14 protein-coding genes are annotated in these 18,543 nt (G+C 71.7%); 8 read left to right on the forward strand and 6 right to left on the reverse strand.

Annotated features, from left to right (window positions below):
* Positions 1–155 precede the first annotated feature (155 nt).
* The 3 genes from ACWD4J_RS09525 to ACWD4J_RS09535 all read right to left on the reverse strand — a co-directional run bounded on the left by ACWD4J_RS09525 (position 156) and on the right by ACWD4J_RS09535 (position 4,562).
* Positions 156–1,853: a thiamine pyrophosphate-binding protein gene (locus ACWD4J_RS09525; RefSeq protein ID WP_451394753.1), complete on the reverse strand. Its 1,698-nt coding sequence runs from the start codon at positions 1,851–1,853 to the stop codon at positions 156–158.
* Positions 1,850–2,866, reverse strand: a complete 1,017-nt coding sequence (gene speB / locus ACWD4J_RS09530; protein ID WP_451394754.1) for an agmatinase — start codon at positions 2,864–2,866, stop codon at positions 1,850–1,852. Before speB ends, ACWD4J_RS09525 begins: the two co-directional genes overlap by 4 nt.
* A 211-nt stretch (positions 2,867–3,077) precedes the next feature.
* Entirely contained in the window at positions 3,078–4,562 is a 1,485-nt protein-coding gene (locus ACWD4J_RS09535; protein ID WP_451394755.1) for a sodium:solute symporter, read from the reverse strand.
* A 201-nt stretch (positions 4,563–4,763) separates the two neighbouring features.
* On the opposite strand from ACWD4J_RS09535, the gene ACWD4J_RS09540 reads away from it, so the two are divergent.
* Together ACWD4J_RS09540 and ACWD4J_RS09545 are read left to right on the forward strand one after the other, a co-directional pair.
* The gene (locus ACWD4J_RS09540; RefSeq protein ID WP_451394756.1) at positions 4,764–6,605 is read left to right on the forward strand and encodes a PucR family transcriptional regulator; all 1,842 of its coding nucleotides are present in this window, start codon (positions 4,764–4,766) and stop codon (positions 6,603–6,605) included.
* A gap of 99 nt (positions 6,606–6,704) precedes the next feature.
* Positions 6,705–7,499 (forward strand): phosphatase, encoded by a 795-nt coding sequence (locus ACWD4J_RS09545; RefSeq protein ID WP_451394757.1) that lies wholly within the window; start codon positions 6,705–6,707, stop codon positions 7,497–7,499.
* A gap of 68 nt (positions 7,500–7,567) precedes the next feature.
* Here the strand turns inward: ACWD4J_RS09545 and tesB are convergent, their stop codons facing one another.
* From tesB to ACWD4J_RS09560, 3 genes are all read right to left on the reverse strand, one after another.
* Positions 7,568–8,446 carry an acyl-CoA thioesterase II gene (gene tesB / locus ACWD4J_RS09550; RefSeq protein ID WP_451394758.1) on the reverse strand — a complete coding sequence of 293 codons (879 nt, stop codon included), beginning with the start codon at positions 8,444–8,446 and terminating at the stop codon, positions 7,568–7,570.
* A gap of 55 nt (positions 8,447–8,501) precedes the next feature.
* A complete protein-coding gene (locus ACWD4J_RS09555) occupies positions 8,502–9,659 on the reverse strand; it encodes an acyl-CoA dehydrogenase family protein (protein WP_451394759.1) in 1,158 nt (385 codons plus the stop codon).
* Positions 9,660–9,808: 149 nt separating this feature from the next.
* Positions 9,809–10,450 (reverse strand): SACE_7040 family transcriptional regulator, encoded by a 642-nt coding sequence (locus ACWD4J_RS09560; RefSeq protein WP_451394760.1) that lies wholly within the window; start codon positions 10,448–10,450, stop codon positions 9,809–9,811.
* A gap of 163 nt (positions 10,451–10,613) precedes the next feature.
* On the opposite strand from ACWD4J_RS09560, the gene ACWD4J_RS09565 reads away from it, so the two are divergent.
* The 6 genes from ACWD4J_RS09565 (at position 10,614) to ACWD4J_RS09590 (ending at position 18,524) form a co-directional block, all read left to right on the forward strand.
* On the forward strand, positions 10,614–12,245 hold the full coding sequence (locus ACWD4J_RS09565; protein WP_451394761.1) for a carboxyl transferase domain-containing protein: 1,632 nt from the start codon (positions 10,614–10,616) through the stop codon (positions 12,243–12,245).
* A gap of 8 nt (positions 12,246–12,253) precedes the next feature.
* Positions 12,254–14,305, forward strand: coding sequence for an acetyl/propionyl/methylcrotonyl-CoA carboxylase subunit alpha (locus ACWD4J_RS09570; RefSeq protein WP_451394762.1), 2,052 nt, complete (start codon positions 12,254–12,256; stop codon positions 14,303–14,305).
* Entirely contained in the window at positions 14,302–15,252 is a 951-nt protein-coding gene (locus ACWD4J_RS09575; RefSeq protein WP_451394763.1) for a hydroxymethylglutaryl-CoA lyase, read from the forward strand. The genes ACWD4J_RS09570 and ACWD4J_RS09575 overlap by 4 nt, the downstream gene beginning before the upstream one ends.
* Positions 15,253–15,254: 2 nt before the next feature.
* The gene (locus ACWD4J_RS09580) at positions 15,255–16,415 is read left to right on the forward strand and encodes an acyl-CoA dehydrogenase family protein (RefSeq protein ID WP_451394972.1); all 1,161 of its coding nucleotides are present in this window, start codon (positions 15,255–15,257) and stop codon (positions 16,413–16,415) included.
* 128 nt (positions 16,416–16,543) lie between these two features.
* Positions 16,544–17,590 (forward strand): ABC transporter substrate-binding protein, encoded by a 1,047-nt coding sequence (locus ACWD4J_RS09585; RefSeq protein WP_451394764.1) that lies wholly within the window; start codon positions 16,544–16,546, stop codon positions 17,588–17,590.
* Between the two features lie 64 nt (positions 17,591–17,654).
* On the forward strand, positions 17,655–18,524 hold the full coding sequence (locus ACWD4J_RS09590; RefSeq protein ID WP_451394765.1) for a siderophore-interacting protein: 870 nt from the start codon (positions 17,655–17,657) through the stop codon (positions 18,522–18,524).
* The last annotated feature ends 19 nt before the right edge of the window (positions 18,525–18,543 follow it).

Below are 18,543 nucleotides of genomic sequence, written 5' to 3' on the forward strand. Positions count from 1 at the left end.
GTCCTCTGCCGCCGGACGATCACAACGCCACGGGGTGCGGTTTTCATCCCGCCGCAACAATTCGGGGGGCAGGAGGGGACCAAGGTCGCAGGGCTGCCCGGTCCTCGGTCCTAGACCCTGTGCGATCTTGGGTGCCGAGCGGGCAGCTCTCCGGCTCAGTTCGTCGGGCCCCCCAAATGCGTCGGCGCGAACATCCGTAGCACCGCCGGGAGCACCACCACCGACGGCCCGGGTGCCGCCAGGGCCTTCGCCAGGTCCGACTCCAGGGTCTCCGGGCTCGTCCGGACCCCCGGCACACCGAACGACTCCGCGAGGGCCGCGTAGTCCGGGCGGGACAGCTCGGTGGCCGTGGCCTGGCCGAAGGCGTCCGTCATGTATTCGCGCAGGATGCCGTAGCCCCCGTCGTCGACGATCAGCCAGGTGACGTTGAGGTCGTGCTGCCTGGCCGTGGCCAGTTCGGCGATGGAGTACAGCGCGCCGCCGTCGCCCGAGACCGCCAGGACCGGGCGGGTGGGGTCGGCGACGGCCGCTCCGAGCGCCGCCGGGAAGGCGTAGCCGAGGCCGCCCGCGCCCTGCGCCGAGTGCATGGTGTTCGGCCGGCGGGCGTCGAACGCGGACCAGGCCCAGTACGCCAGGATCGTCATGTCCCAGAAGGACAGCGCCGTGTCGGGCAGGGCGGCGCGCACGGCGGCGAGCACCTGCTGCTCCAGGGTGAGGTCCTGGGCGGCGATCCGGTCGCGGACCTCGGCCAGGAGCGCCGCCACGCGCTCCGGTGCGGTCGGGTCAGGACGCTCCTGCACCGTCTCCAGCAGCCCCGACAGCGCCAGGCGCGCGTCCGCGTGGATGCCGAGCGCCGGGTAGTTGGACTCCAGCTTGCCGAGGTCGGCCTCGATCTGGATGACGCGGCCGCGCGGCTTGAACGTGCCGTAGTTCGACGACAGCTCGCCCAGGCCCGAGCCCACCACCAGCAGGACGTCGGCGTCCTCCAGGAAGTCGGTCGTGTGCCGGTCCTCCAGCCAGGACTGGAGCGAGAGCGGATGCTCCCAGGGGAAGGCGCCCTTGCCGCCGAACGTCGTCACGACCGGGGCCTGGATCTTCTCCGCGAGGGCGCGCAGCTTCCCGGACGCGTCGGCCCGTACGACACCGCCGCCCGCGATGATCGCGGGGCGCTCGGCGCGCGAGAGCAGGTCGGCCGCCACCGCGGTCAGCTCGGGGCGCGGGACGAGGTCGTGCGGGGTCGCGTCGACCGCCGTGACGACGGGCAGGGCCGTCTCGGCGAGCAGCACGTCCTGCGGGATCTCCACCCAGACGGGCCCGTGCGGGGCGGTCAGCGCCGACTCCCAGGCCTCGGCGATCGCCGAGGGGATCTGGGACTGCGTACGCACCGTGTGCACCGACTTCACGATGCCGCGGAACGACGCCTGCTGGTCGGGCAGCTCGTGCAGATAGCCGTGGCGGCCGCCGCCGAGCCCGGCGACCGGGATCTGGCTGCTGATGGCGAGGACGGGGGCGCTCGCCGCCGCCGCCTCCTGGAGGGCGGCCAGCGAGGTCAGCGCGCCCGGGCCCGTCGACAGCAGCAGCGGCGCCGCCTCACCGGTGACCCGGCCGTACGCGTCGGCGGCGAACCCGGCGTTGTTCTCGACGCGCAGCCCCACGTACTGCAGGGAGGAGCGGCGCAGCGCGTCGAACATGCCGAGCGCGTGCTGGCCCGGCAGCCCGAAGACGGTGGTGGCGCCGAGGCCCTGCAGGGTCTCGATGACGAGGTCGCCGCCGTTGCGGCCCGCCGGGGGGTTGAGCGCGGCCTCGGTCTGTGCGGCGGTCGGACGCAGCTCCAGGTCGTGGTCGTGGGTCACTTGGCCACACCTTCCTCACCGGCCGCCTCACGCGCCGCCGCGATCTGCCGGGACATGATCGTCGTCAGCTCGTACGCGGTGTGCGAGGCGGCGACGGCGGTGATCTCGGCGTGGTCGTAGGCGGGGGCGACCTCCACGACGTCCGCGGAGACCAGGTTGCAGGAGGCCAGCCCCCGCAGGATCTCGAGCAGCTCGCGCGAGGTCATGCCGCCGGCCTCGGGGGTGCCGGTGCCGGGGGCGTGCGCCGGGTCGAGGCAGTCGATGTCGATGGAGATGTACAGCGGGCGTTCGCCTATGCGCTGGCGCAGCTGGTCGGCGACCTCGTCCGCGCCGCGCCGGTAGATGTCCGCGGACGTGACGATGCCGAAGCCCATCTTCTCGTCGTCGGTCAGGTCCTGCTTGCCGTACAGCGGGCCGCGCGTGCCGACGTGGGAGAGCGCGGAGGTGTCGAGGATGCCCTCCTCGACGGCCCGGCGGAACGGCGTGCCGTGCGTGTACTCCGCGCCGAAGTACGTGTCCCACGTGTCGAGGTGCGCGTCGAAGTGCAGCAGCGCCACCGGGCCGTGCTTCTTCGCGACCGAGCGCAGCAGCGGCAGCGCGATGGTGTGGTCGCCGCCGAGCGTCATCATCCGCGCGCCGGTGCCGAGGATCTCGTCCGCGGCGGCCTCGATGGTCTCCACGGCCTCGTTGATGTCGAAGGGGTTGGCCGCGATGTCACCGGCGTCCGCGACCTGCGCGAGCGCGAAGGGCGAGGCGTCCTGCGCCGGGTTGTACGGCCGCAGCAGGCGCGAGGCCTCCCGGATCGCGTTGCCACCGAAGCGGGCGCCCGGCCGGTACGAGACACCCGTGTCGAACGGCACGCCCACGACGGCCACGTCGGCGGCTTCGACCTGGTCGATGCGCGGCAGCCGGGCGAACGTCGCAGGCCCGGCGTACCGCGGGACACGGGAGGAGTCGACGGGGCCGCGGGGGCTGCCCTCGCCGCCGATAACCGGGTGGTCGGTGCTGTTCATCGGTGGAACTCCTCCAAGTGCTACGGATCCAGGGGTGTGGATCCGGGTGGTGCGGGTCCGGTGGTGCGGATCCGGGTGGTGCGGGTCCGGTGGTGCGGATCCGGTGGTGCGGATCTTCTCGGCCAAGTGTTGCGCGGCCCACTGACAGTCACCGACGCCGGTCCGGCAACGGGGGCGTGCCGCAGCAGCGGGCCGCGCAGGAACGGGTCGGTCAGGCGCCCGCGGCGCCTGTCACGGCCGCATCGGCCACCGCCGGAGCCTCGCCGCCCCGCCCCGCCAGCCGCTCGCGCCAGTGCGCCAGCACCGCCGGGTCGGTCGGCTTCGTCGCCAGGGAGACCACGACATACGCGACGAGCGAGGACAGCAGGCCGTAGTACACGGGCTCGTTGGCGAGGATGCCGTACCCCCACATCAGCCCGATGACGGCGAGACCGCCGACCACGACGGACGCGAGCGCGCCCTGCACCGTGCCGCGCCGCCACAGCAGCCCGCCGAGGATCGGCACGAGCAGCCCGCCGACGAGCAGGTTGTACGCGACGGTCAGCGCCTCGACCACGTCGTTGAGGGCGATCGCGATGCAGACCACGGCGACACCCATGATCAGGATGAAGGCGCGGTTGCCCTTCACCTCGTCGTGCGCCTCGCCCGAGTCGGCCCCCTTGGAGACCGCGCCGCGCAGCCGCGACCAGATGTCGTTGTTGGCGACGGTCGCACACGCGATCAGCGCACCGGAGGACGTGGACATCACCGCGGCGAGGGCGGCGGCCAGCACGAGACCGCGCACGCCCATGGGCAGTTCGTCCTTGACGATGGTCGCGAAGGCGTCGTCCGCGCTGTCCAGCTTCGGGTAGAGCACCTTGGCCGCCGTACCGATGACGGCACCCGCGAGGGCGTACGCCAGGCAGTACGTGCCCGCGACCGTGCCGCCCCACTTGGCGGTCCTGTCGCTGCGCGCGGTGAAGACGCGCTGCCAGATGTCCTGCCCGATGAGCATGCCGAACGTATAGATCAGGACATAGGTGAAGATCGTCTCGCCGCCGATGCCCAGCGGGTCGAAGTACTCGGTGGGCAGCTCGGCCTTCATCTCGCTGAAGCCGCCGGCCTTGACGACCGCGATGGGCAGCAGCAGGAGCAGCACACCGATGGTCTTCACGACGAACTGCACCATGTCGGTGAGCGTGATCGACCACATGCCGCCGAGCGTCGAGTACGCGACGACGATCGAGCCGCCGAGGATGATCGCGAGCGTCCGGTTCATGTCGAAGAGGACGTCGAAGATCGTCGCGTACGCGATCGTGGACGTGACCGCGAGCATGAGCGTGTACGCCCACATCACGACACCGGAGATGACGCCGGCGCGGCCGCCGTAGCGCAGGTCGAGCATCTCGGAGACGGTGTAGACCTTCAGCCGCGCGATACGGGCCGAGAAGAAGACCGACAGGGCGAGCAGGCCGAGGCCGATGGTGAAGACCATCCAGGCGCCCGACAGCCCGTACTGGTAGCCGAGACCGACGCCGCCGATGGTGGACGCGCCGCCCAGGACGATGGCGGCCATGGTGCCGGAGTACATGGCAGGGCCGAGCCGGCGGCCCGCGACCAGGAACTCGCTCTTCGACTTGGCGCGGCGCATGCCCCACCAGCCCATGGCGAGCATCCCGGCCAGATAGACCACGATCACGGTGTAGTCGACGGCCATATGGGCCCTCCTTCGCGCGCCTCGGTGGCGTGTCGTGCAGATGGGTGGGGGCAGGCCGGCGAGCGCGCTCGGCTCACGGGCCCGGTGGCCGGCGACTGAGCGCGGGGACATCCGCCCGTACCCGCGGTCACCGACGGCACGACACTAGGTGGCCGGAATGCGGCGCTGAAGTGTACGTTTCATCCATTCCTCCGGAACGAAATGGAGGGAACGTCCACCGTGCCGGACCCCGCCGCCCCACCGACCCCGCCCGTCCCGCTGGCCGCCCTGCTGGCCCGCGATGACCTCGGGCTGCGCCAGATCGCCGGCCCCGCGGCCAAGCCGACGATGATCCTGTGGGCCCACACCTCCGAGATGGCCGACCCCTATCCGTATCTCCTCGGCGGCGAACTGCTGCTCACGGCGGGCGTGCACGCCACGGAGGCCGCGGGCACGGGGTCGTACTTCGACGACTACGTGTCCCGGATCGTCCAGGCGGGCGGCGCGGCGCTCGGCTTCGGCCTCGCGCCGGTGCACGACACCGTGCCGCGCGCCCTGATCACGGCCTGCGACCGCTACGGGCTGCCGCTCGTCGAGGTGCCGCCGCGGACCACCTTCAGCGCGGTCGCCCGCGCCGTGTGGGGCCTCATGGCCCAGGCCCGGCACGCGGAGCTGCGCCGGGTGACGGAGGCCCAGCAGGGCCTCGCGGTCGCGGCGGCCCGGCCCGATCCGGTACCGGCGGTCCTGCGCCAGCTGGCGCAGCGCCTGGGTGGCTGGGCTGTGCTGTTCGGCCCGGACGGTTCGCAGGCGGCGACCGCGGGACGCCCGCCCGTGGGCCAGGCGCTGCGCGCCCTGTCCGAGCTGGCGTCGGTGGTACGGCCTGCGGAAGGCGCGGCGGGCACCGATACCGGCACGGGACCGGGCTCCGGGAACCGGGGCCCCGGCGCACGCCCGTCCGCGGCGGCCGACACCGCGGCCGGCGTACACCTCACCGCGTACGCGCTCGGCGGCGGCCAGGGCTTCGCGCTCGGCATCGCCACCGCCCGCCGCGACCCCGGCGACCATACGATCGCGGGCGTCGCCGTGGTCCTTCTCTCGCTGCTCACCGGGGAGCACGAGAACACCACGGGGGCCGCCCGCTCGACAGCCCTGGTCCGGCTGCTGCTGGGCGCCGCCCCGGAGGAGGTGGCACCGCTGCTGGGCGGCGAACGGTGGGTCGTGGCCCACGCGCGGCCGGACGGCTGCCGAGGAGGAGCGGGTGCGGCCGGCGCACTCGGCCGCCGAGGGGGAAACGACGAGGACAGGGACCGCGCCGTTGGTCGTGGCGGCCCACGCGGGAGCGCCACGAACGACCGCGCCGGCGATACGGGCGGCAACCGCTCGGTCCGCACAGCAGACATGGCGGACATGGCGGACATGGCAGTCGCTGCGTACACCGCGGGCTCGGCAGATTCGACCGGCACGGCGGACCCGACGGGGACGCCACGCGCAGCCGGCACAGCGGACGCAGTGGGCGTAACCGGCACGGCGGGCCCCGCTTCCGTCGCCCCCGTCAGCGCCGCCGCGCTGGGCGCCGCGCTGGGCACCGCCCTCGTGGACGTGGACGGCGACGTCGTACGGCTCCTCGTCCCTGCCGGCCGTCAGGTCGCCGAGCAACCCGGCTGGACGCTCGGAATGAGCGCGCCGTGCGGGCCGCGCGAACTCGGCGTCGCCGACGCGCAGGCCGCCAGGGCCCTGACCCGGGCCCTGGCCACGCGTACGCCGCTCGTGTCGCACAGCGACCGCTCCGGGTTCGCCGCGCTCGTCCCTCCGGACGAAGCCGACGCCCACGCGCGCGTGCTGCTCGCCCCGCTCACGGGCACCCCGCAGGGCGCCGCGCTGACCGAGACGTTGCGCACCTGGCTCTCCCTCCACGGAAGCTGGGACCGCACAGCGGTCGCCCTCTCGGTCCACCGCAACACCGTCCGCCAGCGCATCGCCCGCTGCGCGGCACTGCTCGACAGTGACCTGGACGACCCGGACGTACGCATGGAGCTGTGGTTCGGTTTGAGGCAGTCGGAGTAGCCGGACGCTGGGCGCGAGGACGGCCGCGCGGACGTGAGGCGCGTCCCAGCGTCCGGGACACCGCCGCCCGTCCGGGCAGCCGACGGCAGAATGGGGCTCATGCCGATATCTGGGACACCCAGCCGCGCCGACCTCGTCGGCCATCTCGTCCGCACCCGCATAGCGGGCGACGTCGCCACTCCCCGCGAGAACAACCTCTCCCACTACCGCAAGCTCGCGAACGGCGACCGCCACTACTGGCTCGGCCTGGAGCTCGGCGACCGCTGGACAGACGAGCAGAACGTGCTCGCGGTGATGGCCGAGCGGTGCGGTGTCAACGACGATCCGAAGCACCGGCACGGGCAGGACACCATCGACCCGGAGCTCACGGTCGACGGCCTGGACCGCCTGGCGGCCCGGCTGCGCAAGGCGGCCGCGGGCCGGCAGCGCGTACTGTTCGCGACCGGTCACCCGGGCGGCCTGCTCGACGTGCACCGCGCGACGGCCGCGGCGCTGCGCGCCGCCGGGTGCGAGATCATGGTGATCCCGGAGGGCCTGCAGGCGGACGGGGGCTACGTCTGGCAGTTCGCGGACGTCGCGGTGCTTGAGCGCGGTGCGACCCTGTGGCACACGCATTCGCCCGAGCCGATGGCGGCGATCCTGGACGGCCTGGAGCAGGAGGGCCGCCCGCTGCCCGACCTGGTGGTCGCCGACCACGGCTGGGCGGGCTGCGCGGGTCAGCGCGGCATCGACTCCGTCGGCTACGCGGACTGCAACGACCCGGCGCTCTTCATCGGCGAGGCCGAGGGCACCGTCCAGGTCACGGTTCCCCTCGACGACCACGTGACGAACCCGCGCCACTACGACCCGATGACGGCGTACCTGCTGGCACAGGCCGGCCTGATCGAGGCATGAGCAAGGCATGAGCAAGGCATGAGCGAGGCCGCGGCGGAGCGGGGCCGAGGCCCCGCCCGCCGCCGGGCTCACTTCGCCCGCGGCACCCGCACGACGCCTTCCTGGATGACGGTGATGGCCAGCCGCCCGTCCTGCGTGTAGATCCGGGCCTGCCCGAGCCCCCGCCCGCCGGACGAGGAGGGCGACTCCTGGTCGTACAGGAGCCATTCGTCGGCCCGGAACGGCCGGTGGAACCACATCGCGTGGTCGAGGGACGCCCCGACGACGTCGCCGATGGCCCAGCCGCCGCGCCCGTGCGCGAGCAGCACGGAGTCGAGCAGCGTCATGTCGGAGACATAGGTGGCGAGGCAGACGTGCAGCAGCGGATCGTCCACAAGCTTGCCGTTGGTGCGGAACCAGACCTGCGAGCGCGGCTCACGGAGCTGCCCGACCGTGCCGAACGGCGGTTCGTCGACGTACCGCAGATCGACCGCTTCCCGCGCCTCGAGCATCCGTTCCGCGACGGTGGGGTCGCCGAAGACGTCCGCGTACTTCGGCAGTGACTCGGCGGCCGTGGGCAGCGTCTCGGGATCGGGCGCGGCCGGCATGTCCGCCTGGTGCTCGAGCCCTTCCTCGTACGTCTGGAAGGACGCGGACAGATGGAAGATCGGCTGCCCGTGCTGGACGGCGACCACGCGGCGGGTGGTGAAGGAGCGCCCGTCGCGGATGCGGTCGACCGTGTAGACGATCGGGGCGCCGGGGTCCCCCGCACGCAGGAAGTACGAGTGCAGGGAGTGCGCGTGCCGGTCCCCGGGGACGGTGCGCCCGGCGGCGACGAGGGCCTGCGCCGCGACCTGGCCGCCGAAGACGCGCGGAACCAGGGAGGGGCGGGACTGGCCGCGGAACATGTCCTGCTCGATCTGCTCGAGGTCGAGCAGATCGAGCAGGGACTGGAGTGCTTGATGCATGCAGCTAGCTTGCCGGTGTCGTGTTACGACTGATGATCAAGAGGCCCTCTGGGGGCTACAGGCCCATGTCCTTGGCGATGATCGTCTTCATGATCTCGCTGGTGCCGCCGTAGATGCGGTTGACGCGGTTGTCCGCGTACAGGCGGGCGATCGGGTACTCGTTCATGAAGCCGTAGCCGCCGTGCAGCTGGAGGCAGCGGTCGATCACGCGGTGGGCGACCTCGGTGGTGAACAGCTTGGCGCTGGCGGCCTCGGCGGGGGTCAGCTCACCGGCGTCGAGGGCCTCCGTCGCACGGTCGACGACGGCCTCGGCCGCGTCCACCTCGGCCTGGCAGGCGGCCAGCTCGAACTTGGTGTTCTGGAAGGCGGCGACGGGCTTGCCGAAGACGACGCGGTCCTGGACGTACTGCTTGGCGAACCGGACGGCGGCCTTGGCCTGCGCGTAGGCGCCGAAGGCGATGCCCCAGCGCTCGGAGGCGAGGTTGTGGCCGAGGTAGTAGAAGCCCTTGTTCTCCTCGCCGAGGAGGTCCTCGACGGGCACCTTGACGTCGACGAACGCCAGCTCGGCGGTGTCGGAGGTCTTCAGGCCCAGCTTGTCGAGCTTGCGGCCGACGGAGTAACCCTCGGCCTTGGTGTCCACGACGAAGAGGGAGATGCCGTGGCGGCGGTCCTCGGCGGTGGGCGCCGCGGTGCGGGCGCAGACGATCATGCGGTCGGCGTGCACGCCGCCGGTGATGAAGGTCTTGGCGCCATTGAGGACGTAGTGCGTGCCGTCCTCGGAGAGCTTGGCGGTGGTCTTCATGCCCGCGAGGTCGGAGCCGGTGCCCGGCTCGGTCATCGCGATCGCCCACATCTCCTCGCCGGAGACGAACTTCGGCAGGTAACGCTTCTTCTGCTCGTCGGTGGCGAGCAGCTTGATGTACGGCAGGCCGAGCAGCACGTGCACGCCGGAGCCGCCGAAGGAGACACCCGCGCGGGCGGTCTCCTCGTACATGATGGCCTCGAACTTGTACGAGTCGATGCCGGCGCCGCCGTACTCCTCGCCGACGCGGATGCCGAAGACGCCGAGCTCGGCGAGCTTGTAGTAGAACTCGCGCGGCGCCTGGCCGGCCGCGAACCACTCGTCGTGGACCGGTACGACCTCGGCCTCGATGAAGGCGCGGATGGTCTCCCGGAACGCCTCGTGGTCCTCATTGAAAACGGTACGGCGCACGGACATGCTCCTTCGTTACGGCTCGCGACCATCGGAACCAGCGGACTGACAAGCAGACAAACTTAGGACTAAGCGCTTGCTCAGACCCAGGTTACCGGCCAGTTACCGCGACCGTCCAGAGACGCACGTCACGTCGAACGCGGCCACGCCTAAGGCACATCACCTCTAACGGACCTCGCGTCGGACCGGTTCACGGCCCCGCTCCCGGCCGCCGCCGCGAACGCCCCCCGTGCAAGCCGGTGCAGCAGATCCGCGGTGGCCGCCCGCCCGGGCAGCGCCCCCGGCCGGCTCAGATGCGGAGTCGAGTTCAGCAGCCCGAACACCGCGTGCACGGAGGCCCGCGCCGCCGGTTCGGCCAGGTCCGGATAGACCTGCCGGACGACCTCCACCCACAGCTCGACGTACTGCCGCTGCAGCTGGCGGACCAGCTTGCGGTCGCTTTCCCGGAGGCGGTCCAGCTCGCGGTCGTGCAGGGTGATCAGTGGACGGTCGTCGAGCGCGAAGTCGATGTGCCCCTCGATGAGGGAGTCGAGCAGCGCCTCGGGATCCCCGTCGGTCTCGGCGACCCGCCGCTTGCCGCCGGTCAGCAACTGCCCGCTGATGCCCACGAGCAGCTCGGCGAGCATCGCGTCCTTGCCGGCGAAGTGGCGGTAGAGACCGGGGCCGCTGATGCCGACGGCGGCTCCTATCTCGTCGACGCCGACGCCATGGAAGCCGCGCTCGGCGAAGAGCCGTGCGGCTTCCTTGAGGATCTGCTCGCGCCGGGTGGGGGCGTCGGTTCTGGTGACCATGCGGTAATTCTAGACAGGGAGGTTAGCGGTCGTTAACCTGAGGGAAATGGGTTAACGGTCATTAACTTCGCCGCGCGGCTGCGGCAGCTGCACAGGCTCGGCTGCCGCGACGGCTTGACCGGCTTCATCGGCTTCATCGGTACGGGCAAGGGGGCTCGACGCGATGCACGAGGCACCGGAGCTGACGAGCGGGGCGGACCCCGCCTCGGAGGCCTGGCGGGTCAACGAGGCGGCGCACCGCGCACTCGGCGAGGAGCTGCGCTCCCGGCTGGCCGAGGCCCGGCTCGGCGGCGGCGAGCGGGCTCGCGCCCGCCATGTGGCGCGCGGCAAGCTGCTGCCGCGCGACCGCGTGGACACGCTGCTCGACCCGGGTTCGCCGTTCCTCGAGCTGGCCCCGCTCGCGGCGTACGGGATGTACGGCGGGGACGCCCCGGCGGCGGGGGTGATCGCGGGGATCGGCCGGGTGTCGGGCCGCGAGTGCGTGATCGTCGCCAATGACGCGACGGTCAAGGGCGGCACGTATTACCCGATGACGGTGAAGAAGCACCTGCGCGCCCAGGAGGTGGCCCTGGAGAACCGCCTGCCCTGTGTCTATCTGGTGGATTCGGGCGGCGCCTTCCTGCCCATGCAGGACGAGGTCTTCCCGGACCGGGAGCACTTCGGGCGGATCTTCTACAACCAGGCGCGGATGTCGGGCGCCGGGATCCCGCAGATCGCGGCCGTGCTCGGTTCCTGCACGGCGGGCGGCGCGTATGTGCCCGCGATGAGCGACGAGGCCGTGATCGTCCGCAACCAGGGCACGATCTTCCTGGGCGGCCCGCCGCTGGTGAAGGCCGCGACGGGCGAGGTCGTCACGGCAGAGGAGCTGGGCGGCGGCGAGGTCCACTCACGGGTCTCCGGGGTGACGGACCATCTGGCGGAGGACGACGCGCACGCGCTGCGCATCGTGCGGACCATCGTCTCGACCCTCCCCGCGCGCGGGGAGCTCCCCTGGCCGGTCGAGCCGGCCGTGGAGCCGAAGGCGGACCCGGCCGGGCTGTACGGGGCGGTGCCGGTGGACTCCCGCACCCCTTATGACGTACGGGAGGTCATCGCGCGCGTGGTCGACGCCTCTCGCTTCGCCGAGTTCAAGGCGGAGTTCGGGCAGACGCTGGTGACCGGCTTCGCGCGGATCCACGGCCATCCGGTGGGGATCGTCGCCAACAACGGCATCCTGTTCTCCGAGTCCGCGCAGAAGGGCGCCCACTTCATCGAGCTGTGCGACCAGCGCGGCATCCCGCTGGTCTTCCTGCAGAACATCTCGGGCTTCATGGTCGGCCGGGACTACGAGGCGGGCGGCATCGCCAAGCACGGCGCCAAGATGGTCACGGCTGTGGCCTGCACACGCGTCCCGAAGCTGACCGTGGTGATCGGCGGGTCGTACGGCGCGGGCAACTACTCGATGTGCGGCCGGGCGTATGCGCCGAGGTTCCTGTGGATGTGGCCCGGCGCCAAGATCTCGGTGATGGGCGGTGAGCAGGCGGCGTCCGTGCTGGCGACCGTCAAGCGGGACCAGCTGGATGCGCGCGGCGAGGAGTGGCCCGCCGAGGACGAGGAGTCCTTCAAGGCCCCGATCCGTGCACAGTACGAGACGCAGGGGAATGCCTATTACGCGACCGCGCGGCTGTGGGACGACGGCGTGATCGACCCGCTGGAGACCCGGCAGGTACTCGGCCTCGCCCTGACCGCCTGCGCCAACGCCCCGCTTCCCGAGAGGGACTCGACCGCCGCCGGCTTCGGCGTCTTCCGGATGTGAGGGTGGGAATGTTCGACACGGTTCTTGTGGCCAACCGGGGCGAGATCGCCGTCCGCGTCATCCGTACGCTCCGGGCCCTCGGTGTGCGCTCGGTGGCCGTCTTCAGCGACGCCGACGCGGGCGCCCGGCATGTACGGGAAGCGGACACGGCCGTACGGATCGGTCCGCCACCCGCGTCCGAGAGCTATCTCTCGGTGGAGCGGCTGCTGGACGCGGCGCGTCGCACGGGCGCCCAGGCGGTGCACCCGGGATATGGATTCCTCGCGGAGAACGCGGCCTTCGCCCGGGCCTGCGCGGACGCGGGTCTCGTCTTCATCGGACCACCCTCCTCCGCGATCGAGCTGATGGGCGACAAGATCCGCGCCAAGGAGACCGTGCAGGAGGCCGGGGTGCCGGTCGTGCCGGGCTCGTCGGGCAGCGGACTTGACGACGCCCAGCTCGCCGAGGCCGCCCGGGAGATCGGCCTGCCGGTGCTGTTCAAGCCGTCGGCGGGCGGCGGCGGCAAGGGCATGCGCCTCAGCCGCGTCGAGTCCGCGCTGCTGGACGAGATCGCGGCCGCCCGTCGCGAGGCCCGCGCCTCCTTCGGTGACGACACGCTGCTCGTGGAGCGCTGGATCGACCGGCCCCGGCACATCGAGATCCAGGTCCTGGCGGACGCGCACGGCCATGTGATCCACCTCGGCGAGCGCGAGTGCTCGCTGCAGCGCCGCCACCAGAAGATCATCGAGGAGGCGCCGTCCGTCCTCCTGGACGACAAGACGCGCACGGCAATGGGTGAGGCGGCCGTCCAGGCGGCCCGCTCCTGCGGCTACGAGGGCGCGGGCACGGTCGAGTTCATCGTCCCGGGCGGCGACCCCTCCTCGTACTTCTTCATGGAGATGAACACCCGCCTCCAGGTCGAGCACCCGGTGACGGAACTCGTCACCGGCCTGGACCTGGTCGAGTGGCAGCTGCGGATCGCGGCGGGCGAACACCTGCCGTACGGGCAGGAGGACATCAGGCTCGACGGGCACGCCGTCGAGGCCCGCATCTGCGCCGAGGACCCGGCGCGCGGGTTCCTGCCCTCGGGCGGCACGGTGCTCGCGCTGCACGAGCCCCAGGGCGACGGGGTCCGCACCGACTCGGGGCTCAGCGAGGGCACGGAGGTCGGCAGCCTCTACGACCCGATGCTGTCGAAGGTCGTCGCGCACGGACCCGACCGGGCCACGGCACTGCGCAGACTGCGGGCCGCCCTGGCCGGGACGGTCACCCTGGGCGTGCAGACGAACGCCGGGTTCCTGCGCCGGCTGCTGGCCCATCCGGCCGTGGTCGCGGGCGACCTGGACACCGGCCTGGTGGAGCGCGAGACGGACGCCCTCGTGGACCAGTCGGTGCCCGACGAGGTGTACGAGGCCGCGGCGGCGGTCCGCCAGGCGGCGCTCGAACCCCGGGGCGGGGGCTGGACCGACCCCTTCTCGGTGCCCAGCGGCTGGCGGCTCGGCGGTGAACCGGCGCCGGTCAGGCACTGGTTGCAGCTCCCGGGCCTGGACCCCGTCGAGTACGTCGCGCGGGGCACCCACACCGTCGAGCCCGGCCGCGTCACGGTCACCCTCGACGGCATCCGGCACGCCTTCCACCGGGCGGGCGACTGGCTGGGCCGGGACGCCGACGCCTGGCACGTGCGGGACCACGACCCGGTGGCCGCCGCACTGACCGGCGCCGCCCTCTCGGGCGCCGACTCGCTCACGGCGCCCATGCCGGGCACGGTCACGGTGGTGAAGGTCTCCGTGGGCGACGAGGTGACCGCGGGTCAGAGCCTGCTGGTGGTCGAGGCGATGAAGATGGAGCACGTCATCTCCGCCCCGCACGCCGGCACGGTCAGAGAGCTGGACGTCGTGCCCGGCTCGACCGTCGCCATGGACCAGGTGCTGGCGGTGGTCGACCCGCACGAGCCCCCTGATCACGGCTCGTCCGCCGAGGAATCGCCCTCGGCCGCGGAGCCGCCGCCCCCAGCCGCCACGTCGGCCCCCGTGGACGAGTCGCACGAGAAGTCATCCGCACCCGAGGAGGTGGCGTCATGACCGCAGCCGGACTGCCCATGGCCGTCCCGGCCCAGGATCTGCCCGCGCGGGTGCGGATCCACGAGGTGGGTGCGCGCGACGGGCTGCAGAACGAGAAGTCCGCCGTGCCCACCGAGATCAAGGCGGACTTCATCCGCCGCCTGGCGGAGTCGGGCCTCACCACCATCGAGGCCACCAGCTTCGTGCACCCCAAGTGGGTGCCCCAGCTGGCCGACGCCGAGCAGCTGTTCCCGCTCATACGGGACCTGGAAGGCGTCGCCCTGCCCGTGCTCGTGCCGAACGCGCGCGGCCTCGACCGGGCCCTCGCGCTCGGCGCCAGCCGTGTCGCCGTCTTCGCCAGCGCCACGGAGTCCTTCGCCAAGGCCAATCTGAACCGGACGGTGGACGAGTCCCTGGCCATGTTCGAGCCGGTGGTCGAACGGGCACGGGCGGAGAAGGCCCATGTCCGCGGCTATCTCTCCATGTGCTTCGGCGACCCGTGGGAGGGCCCCGTCCCCATCCACCAGGTCGTCCGGGTCGCCAAGTCGCTGATGGACATGGGCTGCGAGGAGCTGAGCCTCGGGGACACCATCGGCGTCGCGACCCCCGGCCATGTGCAGACCCTCCTCGCCGAGCTCAACGAGGAGGGCGTACCGACGAACGCCATCGCCGTGCACTTCCACGACACCTACGGCCAGGCCCTCGCCAACACGCTGGCCGCGCTCCAGCACGGCGTCACCACCGTCGACGCCTCCGCGGGCGGCCTCGGCGGCTGCCCGTACGCGAAGAGCGCCACCGGGAACCTCGCCACCGAGGACCTGGTCTGGATGCTGCACGGCCTCGGCATCGAGACCGGGGTCGACCTCGGCCGTCTCACCGCCACCAGTGTGTGGATGGCCGCCCACCTCAGCCGGCCCAGCCCGTCCCGCACGGTGCGTGCCCTCTCCCACAAGGAGTCGTCAGCATGACGATCGACCACCGGCTGTCGCCGGAACACGAGGAACTCCGCCGCACGGTCGAGGAGTTCGCACACGACGTCGTCGCCCCGAAGATCGGCGACTTCTACGAGCGGCACGAGTTCCCGTACGAGATCGTGCGCGAGATGGGCCGCATGGGTCTGTTCGGCCTGCCGTTCCCGGAGGAGTACGGCGGCATGGGCGGCGACTATCTGGCGCTCGGGATCGCGCTCGAAGAGCTCGCCCGCGTGGACTCGTCCGTCGCCATCACGCTGGAGGCCGGGGTCTCGCTGGGCGCGATGCCGGTCTTCCGCTACGGCACCGAGGCGCAGAAACAGGAGTGGCTGCCCCGCCTCTGCTCGGGCGAGATCCTGGGCGCCTTCGGCCTGACCGAGCCTGACGGCGGCTCGGACGCGGGCGCGACCCGCACCACCGCGGTCCTGGACAAGACGACGGACGACTGGGTGATCAACGGCACGAAGTGCTTCATCACCAACTCGGGGACGGACATCACCGGCCTGGTCACGGTCACGGCCGTCACCGGCCGCACGGACGACGGCAAGCCGTCGATCTCGTCGATCATCGTGCCGTCGGGCACCCCGGGCTTCACGGTGGCGCCGCCGTACTCGAAGGTCGGCTGGAACGCATCGGACACCCGGGAGCTCGCGTTCGACGACGTAAGGGTCCCGGCGGCGAACCTGCTCGGTGAACCGGGCCGCGGCTACGCCCAGTTCCTGCGGATCCTCGACGAGGGCCGCATCGCCATCTCGGCGCTGGCGACGGGCCTGGCGCAGGGCTGCGTGGACGAGTCCGTCAAGTACGCGAAGGAACGCCACGCCTTCGGCCGCCCGATCGGTGCCAACCAGGCCGTCCAGTTCAAGATCGCCGACATGGAGATGAAGGCCCACACGGCCCGGCTCGCCTGGCGGGACGCGGCATCGCGCCTGATCAGCGGCGAACCGTTCAAGAAGGAGGCGGCACTGGCCAAGCTCTATTCGTCGACGATCGCCGTGGACAACGCCCGCGAGGCGACCCAGATCCACGGCGGCTACGGCTTCATGAACGAGTATCCGGTGGCCCGTATGTGGCGGGACTCCAAGATCCTCGAGATCGGCGAGGGCACAAGCGAGGTCCAGCGGATGCTGATCGCCCGCGAACTGGGGCTCGCGGGCTGACACACCGGGACGGGACCCGGCCCGCGAGACGGAGGCGACCCGCCCCCTGGACAAGTGATGAGGTTAGGCTAACCTACCTTCGACCTTGTCCGGGGGGCGCTACGCCCCGTCACGAAAGCAGCCGACCCATGCCCAACGCTCGTGTCTCCCACCTCTCCCGCCGCGGCATCCTGGCCGCGGGCGGTGCCCTCGGCCTCGGCGCACTGCTGACCGCCTGCGGCGACACCGACGCGAAAAGCGGCAGCTCGGACGCGACGACGGCGGCCGAGAAGTCCGGCCCCTGGACGTTCAAGGACGACCGCGGCACGACCGTGAAGCTGGACAAGACCCCGGCGAACATCGTCGCCTTCACCGGTGTCGCGGCCGCCCTCCACGACTACGGCGTCGAGGTCAAGGGCGTCTTCGGCCCGACCAAGACCAAGGACGGCAAGGCCGACGTCCAGGCCGGCGACCTGGACATCAGCAAGGTCACGATCCTCGGCAACACCTGGGGCGAGTTCAACATCGAGAAGTACGCGGGCCTCTCCCCCGATGTGCTGATCTCCACGATGTTCGACGACGCGGGCACCCTCTGGTACGTCCCCGAGGAGTCCAAGGACAAGATCCTCAAGCTGGCCCCGAGCGTCGGCATCTCCGTCTACGACCGCCAGATGGACAAGCCGCTGCAGCGCATGCTCGCGCTCGCCGAGTCGCTCGGCGCCGACGTGAAGTCCGAGAAGATCACCGCGGCGAAGAAGCGCTTCGAGGACGCGGCCGCCCGGCTGCGCACGGCCGCCAAGGCCCACCCCGACATCAAGGTGCTGGCCGGTTCCGCGAGCCAGGACATCTTCTACGTCTCCGGCTCGAACCTCTCCATCGACCTCGAGTACTTCAAGGCCCTCGGCGTGAACATCGTCGAGCCGTCGGCGAAGGCCCTCAAGGCCAGCGGTGGCTGGTTCGAGAACCTGAGCTGGGAGAACGTCGACAAGTACAAGGCCGACATCATCATCATGGACGACCGCACGTCGGCCATCCAGCCGGCCGACATCACCGAGGCGACCTGGAAGAAGCTGCCCGCCGTCAAGGCCGGCCAGGTCATCGCCCGTACGCCCGAGCCGATCCTGTCCTACGACAAGTGCGCGCCGATCCTCGAGAACCTCGCGAAGGCCATCGAGACGGCGAAGAAGGTCAGCTGACCCCCGCTCCACCCACCGCAGTCCAACCTCATAAAGAACCTCATCGACGCTCCAGGAGCCCGAGATGACGACAGCCGTGGCCGCCCCGTTCCGTTTCTTCGCACTTCACGTCGTACGGACGAGGCGGCTCGGCCCGTCCATGGTCCGTGTCACGTTCACCGGCCCCGATGCGCACGCCTTCGCCTCCGGTGGCCGCGACCAGAGCCTCTCGCTCTTCCTGCCGCACCCCGGGCAGCCCGAGCCCGTCGTGCCGCTGGAGGCCGGCGACAGCTGGTGGCACGCCTGGCGTGAACTGCCCGACGACGTGCGGGCGGTGATGCGGTCGTACACGGTGCGCGCCCAGCGCCGCGCCCCGGACGGCGTCGACGAGATCGACATCGATTTCGCGCTGCACGGGGTGGAGCCCGGGGCCGCCGCCCCGGCCGGCCCCGCCTCTCGCTGGGCGGCAGGCGCCCGGGCCGGTGACCGCGTGCTGGTCCTCGGCCCGGCGATCGCCGACAACACGGCGGTGCGTTTCCGGCCGCCCGCCGACACCGACCTCGTCGTGATGTGGGCGGACGAGACGGCCCTCCCCGCGGCCTCGGCCATCCTGGAGTCGCTGCCGCCCGGCACCCGGGCGCGCGTCTGGCTGGAGGTCCAGCACGCCGCGGACCGCCTTGAGTTGCACACCCTGGCCGACGCGGGCATCACCTGGCTTGTGCGGGACGAGCGCGAGCGCTGCGCCGACGGGCCCCTCATGGCCCTCGACGCCCTCAGGGCCGCCGAACTACCGCACGCCACCACCTCCTACGCCTGGATCGCGGGCGAGTCCGGATGCGTGAAGGCGCTGCGCCGCCATCTGGTGCGCGAGCGCGGGATGGACCGCAGGCGCGTCACCTTCGTCGGTTACTGGCGCCGCGGCCTGACGGAGGAACAGCTGCGCGAGCAGGCGTAATCGCGCCAATCAACAACCC

This window comes from Streptomyces sp. NPDC002577, assembly GCF_053594815.1.

Coding starts and splice junctions, on each gene's coding strand:
- speB (WP_451394754.1), bottom strand. CDS start 2,866: ATGAACAGCACCGACCACCCGGTTATCGGCGGCGAGGGCAGCCCCCGC.
- ACWD4J_RS09535 (WP_451394755.1), bottom strand. CDS start 4,562: ATGGCCGTCGACTACACCGTGATCGTGGTCTATCTGGCCGGGATGCTC.
- ACWD4J_RS09540 (WP_451394756.1), top strand. CDS start 4,764: ATGGAGGGAACGTCCACCGTGCCGGACCCCGCCGCCCCACCGACCCCG.
- ACWD4J_RS09545 (WP_451394757.1), top strand. CDS start 6,705: ATGCCGATATCTGGGACACCCAGCCGCGCCGACCTCGTCGGCCATCTC.
- tesB (WP_451394758.1), bottom strand. CDS start 8,446: ATGCATCAAGCACTCCAGTCCCTGCTCGATCTGCTCGACCTCGAGCAG.
- ACWD4J_RS09560 (WP_451394760.1), bottom strand. CDS start 10,450: ATGGTCACCAGAACCGACGCCCCCACCCGGCGCGAGCAGATCCTCAAG.
- ACWD4J_RS09565 (WP_451394761.1), top strand. CDS start 10,614: ATGCACGAGGCACCGGAGCTGACGAGCGGGGCGGACCCCGCCTCGGAG.
- ACWD4J_RS09570 (WP_451394762.1), top strand. CDS start 12,254: ATGTTCGACACGGTTCTTGTGGCCAACCGGGGCGAGATCGCCGTCCGC.
- ACWD4J_RS09575 (WP_451394763.1), top strand. CDS start 14,302: ATGACCGCAGCCGGACTGCCCATGGCCGTCCCGGCCCAGGATCTGCCC.
- ACWD4J_RS09585 (WP_451394764.1), top strand. CDS start 16,544: ATGCCCAACGCTCGTGTCTCCCACCTCTCCCGCCGCGGCATCCTGGCC.
- ACWD4J_RS09590 (WP_451394765.1), top strand. CDS start 17,655: ATGACGACAGCCGTGGCCGCCCCGTTCCGTTTCTTCGCACTTCACGTC.